At 55.0% G+C, this 4,912-nt stretch carries 5 protein-coding genes; 1 reads left to right on the top strand and 4 read right to left on the bottom strand.

The annotated features are described in order from the left end of the window. From QZ329_RS14990 to QZ329_RS14975, 4 genes are all read right to left on the bottom strand, one after another. Positions 1–905: ABC transporter ATP-binding protein (locus tag QZ329_RS14990; RefSeq protein ID WP_295753807.1), on the bottom strand; the 905-nt coding region annotated here is incomplete at its 3' end. Further along, positions 886–2,637 carry an ABC transporter ATP-binding protein gene (locus QZ329_RS14985; protein WP_365352311.1) on the bottom strand — a complete coding sequence of 584 codons (1,752 nt, stop codon included), beginning with the start codon at positions 2,635–2,637 and terminating at the stop codon, positions 886–888. The genes QZ329_RS14990 and QZ329_RS14985, both read right to left, overlap by 20 nt. A gap of 18 nt (positions 2,638–2,655) precedes the next feature. Then, complete coding sequence (locus QZ329_RS14980; protein WP_295753805.1) at positions 2,656–3,153, bottom strand: flavodoxin family protein; 498 nt, start codon at positions 3,151–3,153, stop codon at positions 2,656–2,658. Next, complete coding sequence (locus QZ329_RS14975; protein ID WP_295753804.1) at positions 3,154–3,600, bottom strand: MarR family winged helix-turn-helix transcriptional regulator; 447 nt, start codon at positions 3,598–3,600, stop codon at positions 3,154–3,156. A gap of 324 nt (positions 3,601–3,924) precedes the next feature. Here QZ329_RS14975 and QZ329_RS14970 point away from each other — a divergent pair, with 324 nt between their 5' ends. Beyond that, positions 3,925–4,818 (top strand): LysR family transcriptional regulator, encoded by an 894-nt coding sequence (locus QZ329_RS14970; protein ID WP_295753802.1) that lies wholly within the window; start codon positions 3,925–3,927, stop codon positions 4,816–4,818. The last annotated feature ends 94 nt before the right edge of the window (positions 4,819–4,912 follow it).

Here is a 4,912-nt window from a genome sequence, read left to right as displayed (position 1 = left end):
CGGTTCAGATTCAGATAGGAGACCAGGGTCCCCAGGGTCAGGCTTCCCATGCCGTTCAGGGCCAGGACCGCCCCCAGCACCGCGCACAGTACATAGCTGATATTCCCCAGGTTCCCGTTGACCGGCATCAGGATATTGGCGATTTTATTCGCGTTTTTGGTGCTCTCCCGCAACTCTTGATTGATGGCCCGGAACTGCTCGATATTCTCGTTTTCGTGGCAGAACACCTTGACGACCTTCTGCCCCTCCATCATCTCCTCAATGTAGGCGTTGACCTTGCCCAGGCTGCTCTGCTGTTTGACAAAATATGTCCCGGCCATGCCGCCCAGCTTGGACGCCACCACCAGCATGACGGCCACCATGCACAGGGTCAGGATGGTCAGCGGGATATTCAGGCACACCATGCTGATAAAGGTGAGCACAATGGTGACTGTGGAGTTGACCAACTGCGGGACGCTCTGGCCGATGAGCTGCCGGAGGGTGTCCACATCGTTGGTGTAGACCGATATGATGTCCCCGTGGGGCGTGGTGTCAAAATATTTGATGGGCAGAGACTCCATTTGGGAGAAAAGCTGTATCCTGATTTTCTTCAGCGTCCCCTGGCTGATGACCGCCATGATCCGGTTATACCCATAGGAACAGAGCAGACCGGCCAGATACACCAGGGCCAAGGAGAACAGCGCGTGGGCCAGCGGACCGAAATCGGGCGTTTCCACGCCAATCATGGGCTTGATGTACAGATCTACCAGATCCCGCATAAACAGCGTTCCCCGCAGGGTGGCAAGGGCCGCGCCCAAAATCAGCAGCACCACAAGGCCAAACTGCGCCTTGTACTCCCGGAGCATAATGCCCAGCACGCGCCTCAGCAGGGGCGTCAGATTCTTCTTATTCGACGGTTTGTTCATGGTCAAAATCACCTCCGCCTTTCGTCTGGGCTTCGTAAATTTCCCGGTAAATGGCATTGGATTTCAACAGGTTTTCATGGGTGTCGAAACCGCTGATCCTGCCGCTGTCCAGCACCAGGATTCGGTCCGCGTCCTGTACGCTGGAAATGCGCTGGGCGATGATGATTTTGGTGGTTCCTGGAATCACCGTCCGCAAAGCCTTCCGGATTTTGGCGTCCGTCGCCGTGTCCACCGCGCTGGTGGAATCGTCCAGAATCAGCACCTTGGGATGCCTCAGCAGGGCGCGGGCAATGCAGAGCCTCTGCTTTTGCCCGCCGGAGAAGTTGGCGCCGCCCCGCTCCACCCAGCTCTCGTAATGTTCCGGCAGACGTTCAAGAAACTCGTCCGCGCAGGACATACGGCAGGCTTCCCGGTATTCGTCCATATGTCCCATTTTTTTGCCCCAGCTCAGATTCTCCAGGACCGTCCCGGAAAACAGCACGTTCTTCTGGAGAACGACCGCCACCTGACTGCGGAGTGTTTCCAGGTCATAGTTCCGAACGTCCTCGCCGCCCACCTTGACGGAACCGGAGTCCACGTCGTAGAGGCGGCTGATGAGACTGACCAAGCTGGATTTGCCGCAGCCGGTTCCGCCGATGACGCCGATGGTTTCCCCGGATTTGATATGCAGGTCCACATTGTCCAGCGTTTTTTCGCCGCTGCCCTGGCGGTAGGAGAAGGCCACATGGTTAAAATCGACGCTGCCGTCCCGCACCTGACAAATGGGGGTGGAGGGCGGATTTGTGATACCGGCGGTTTCCTCCAGCACCTCCGCAATCCGTTTCCCGCTGGCCGTGCTCATGGTCATCATGACAAAGATCATGGAAAGCATCATCAGAGAGGAAAACGCGGTCATGACATAGGAAAACAGGGAGGTCAGGCTGCCGGTGGTCATGCTCCCGGCCAAGATGAAATGCGCCCCGAACCAGGAGATGGCGAGGATGCACCCGTACACGATGAACATCATCACCGGCAGGTTCAGCGCCTGGAGCTTCTCCGCACGGACAAAAAGCTCATACAGCCGTACCGCCGCCTTGCAAAACTTCTCGTTCTCGCAATCCTCCCGGACAAAGGCTTTCACCACGCGAATGGCCGCAATGTTTTCCTGTACGCTGGCGTTCAGGTCATCGTACCGGTGGAATACCTTGCTGAAAATTTTCATGGCCCTGCTCATAATGAGAGCCAGCGCGGCGGCCAGCACCACAATGGCGGCCAGGAAGATTATGCTCAGCCTTGCGTTGATCAGCAGACACATCACCATGCTGCAAATCAGCATCAGCGGCGCTCTCAGGGCGATGCGCAGACACATCTGGAAGGCCATCTGCATATTGGTGACGTCCGTTGTCATGCGGGTAACAAGGCCCGCGGTGCTGAATTTGTCAATGTTGGAAAACGAAAACGTCTGGATGTTTTCAAACATGCTTTGCCGCAGGTTGCAGGCAAAGCCGGAGGAGGCCGAGGCCGCGAATCTTCCGGCCAGGATGCCGAACGCCAGACCGAAGAAGGCCAGCACGATCATCAGTGCGCCGTAAAGGTAGACGTTCCGCAGATTCCCCGCCTCAATGCCCTTGTCGATCAGGCTGGCGATCACGAAGGGAACCAGCAGCTCCGCCACTACCTCCAGCACCGTGAAAACGGGCGTGATGATAGTGTCTCGCTTGTAATCCCCGATCTGCTTCAACAGTATCTTGATCAAAAACGGTTCCTCCCCTCAGATACCACTTTCCTGGATGAAGCGGCGCAGCTCTCGGAAATCCTCGGCGTCAGGGTGGTTTTTCGCATGCTGAAACGCCTCCAGCATGGCTTGCGCCTGCTTGTTTTCCGGGTTTTCGTCCAGCGCCTCCTGGATCGTGTCCATCACGCTGGAGGGGATTTGGCCGGGACAGAAGAACAGTCCGCGGTAGTCGCACTCATCCGGCAGGAAGGGAAGCAGATTGTGCTCCACATTCTCTTTCTTTTCAAAAAGCGCCATGCCGCAGGCAACAAAGCAGAGGATGGTTTTCCCCTCCAGGTTTTCCAAAATGTCCATGATTTTCAGCGGGATTGCGTTCTGCGTGATCTCAAATACCAGCAGATAAACGTCGGCGTCATCGGAAATTTCCTGTTTGGACAGATTCACCAGCTCCACGCCATGCAGAATGCCGTTGATCTCCTCAGCCAGTATCCCGGCGTTTCCATAGATGTCTAAGTACGCGATCTGATATTCCATTTACGTTGGCCTCCTTAGTGTTTCCTGCTGTATGTTGTCAAGAATGGTTTGCAGGGTGCTCTCAATCCCCTCCAGGCTGCCTTCGGGAATTTCCCGGACAAGACAACGGTTCAGGTTCTCCATGTATTCTTGAACGCTCCCTCTGGCCGCGTAGGCTTTCGGCGTGAGAAGGACACGCTTTTTGCGGTTGTCGGCCTGATCCATCCGCATCCGGACATATCCGTTTTTCCGCAGCTCCTTCAGCGTTCTGGAGATGGAAGACCGGGCGAATCCGACCCGCTCGCACAATTCCGTGGAGCAGACGCAGGGCGCATCCATGGAGAAAATCTCGTTCAGCAGGAACACCTGGGCAAACGTCATCCCGGAGTCTGACAGCTGTTCATTTTCGTACAGCCCCAGGCAGATGTCGATCTGCCGAAGGGTCAAGAGAAGGCTCCCGCCCGTCATATCCCGCCCTCCTTTCCTTTGGACCTGTATTCACAGCCGCCGAACGCTGTCTGGCCGGGCCTTTTGCCGTCCCGCCGCGTTAAAAAAACTTGAAATCCGCCAGGATTCCCGCGTTTTTTGCCTTGCGGGACAGCAAAATTCCTCGCCCATCCACCATCCGCCGGTTATGAATACAGGTTCTTACAGAGTGTCGTTGTCCTTCCGACTGTTCGGCGGACAAGGTTTTTCGGAGATATTTGCTATTATACTCATTTTCTCTTGATTGTTAATTCAAAAAATGTTATAAGGTATTAAAGACTTTTATCAATCTCCGGAGGAGCCAGTATGAATACCTTTCAACTCACCTGTTTTTTGACGGTTGCGGAGACGCTCAGCTTTGTAAAAGCCGCCAGGCAGCTCAACGTGACGCAGCCGGCCGTCACCCATCAAATCCGCTCCTTGGAAGAGGAGCTGAACGCGCAGCTGTTCAAGCGCACCACGCGGGCGGTGGAGATCACCCAGGAGGGCCTGATCTTTCTGAACGACGCCAAGAATGTGCTGAATATCATCACCCTGGCAAAGAAGCGGTTTGAAGAGCCGGTGGGCGATGAGCGGCAGTTCTTTTCCATTGGCTGCCACAGCCACAATGAAGTACACCTGTTGCCTGGTATTTTGCGGCGGATGACGGAGTCTTGTCCCACACTGTACCCTCTCTTTCAAGTAGTGCCATTCCAGCATCTCTATCAGCTCCTGGAGGAAGGAACGGTGGATGTGGTCACAGCATTCCGGGAAAAGGAGCAGAAAAAAGAAACTGGCATCTACAGGGAATTGGCGCTGGTTCGTATGACTGGAATTCTGCCTGCCAGTCACCCGCTGGCGGAAAAGGAGGCGTTGGACAGGGGTGACCTCCTGACACAAAGGCTGATTCTGTTAGATCCACAACGATGCCCCGACAGTTTGAACGCTGTCCAGCATGAATTGACAACCGGGCGGACCGTTTCCGATTTATTCATGTGCAGTTCCGTTGACGTCTGTCTCACGCTGGTCAAGGCTGGCTTCGGAGTCGCAATTCAGCCTGACTTCCCCTCCCTGCGGGACCCCGCACTGGCCTATATTCCAATTGAAGGCGTGGAACCGCTGTCCTACGGGGCATACTACAAAAGCGTAACAGGAAAACCCCTGCTGAAGTTGTTTCTACAATTGTGCCGGGACAATTTTCCAGTTCAGCCGAAGTGCTAAAACGATGCTTGACTTTAAAAATCTTCTGTGCTACAATGGCCTCGCTTGTCAGAGGACTTGCGATCAAAAATCGTTGAAGTGGGATAAGCCCGTA

Origin of the sequence: uncultured Oscillibacter sp., from assembly GCF_910579365.1 — a bacterium.
Taxonomy (GTDB): domain Bacteria; phylum Bacillota; class Clostridia; order Oscillospirales; family Oscillospiraceae; genus Oscillibacter.
Note: the sequence above shows the minus strand (reverse complement) of the source record. Positions and strands in the feature narration are given on the sequence as shown.